The following is a 623-nucleotide window of genomic DNA, read 5'->3' on the forward strand; positions in this document are numbered from 1 at the left end:
GCGCGGACCGCCGGCACTTTCAACCAGAGCTCAGCACCCCTGTGAGCGGCCCGACACGCCGGAGGCTGTTACACTGGGCCGTCACAGTCACCCACCGGGATGGCAGCAATGAGTGAACTCAAGGGAATCCCCGTCGTCGTCAGCGGCAGCAAGGTGGACAAGCCCCACGGCTTCCGCGCCGTGAAGAACGGCATCAAGGCACGCCGGGACAACGCCCCCGTCGCCCGCGGCGACAAGCCCGACTGGCTGCGCGTGAAGATCCCCACGGGCAAGGGCTACAGCCGGGTCAAGCAGACCGTGCGCGAGCACCGCCTGTCCACGGTGTGCGAGGAGTCCATGTGCCCCAACATCGCCGAGTGCTGGGGCCACGGCACCGCCACCATCATGCTCATGGGCGACACCTGCACCCGTGCCTGCCGCTTCTGTGCGGTGGACACCGGCAACCCCCACGGCTGGCTTGACCACGAGGAGCCCGTTCAGACCGCCGAGACCGTCGAGCTCATGGGCCTGAAGTACGTGGTGCTGACCTCCGTGGACCGTGACGACCTCGACGACGCCGGCGCCGGCCACTACGCGGCGTGCATCCGCGCCATCAAGGAGCGCACGCCGGAAACGGCCGTCGA

General features: G+C 68.5%; 1 protein-coding gene. It reads left to right on the forward strand.

Translation table 11 applies throughout. The features are described from left to right. Positions 1-108: 108 nt before the first annotated feature. The coding region (locus G7A99_RS23605; protein ID WP_371807667.1) for a radical SAM protein at positions 109-623 on the forward strand (515 nt) is incomplete at its 3' end.

The sequence above is a fragment of the Arhodomonas sp. KWT genome, assembly GCF_010993615.1.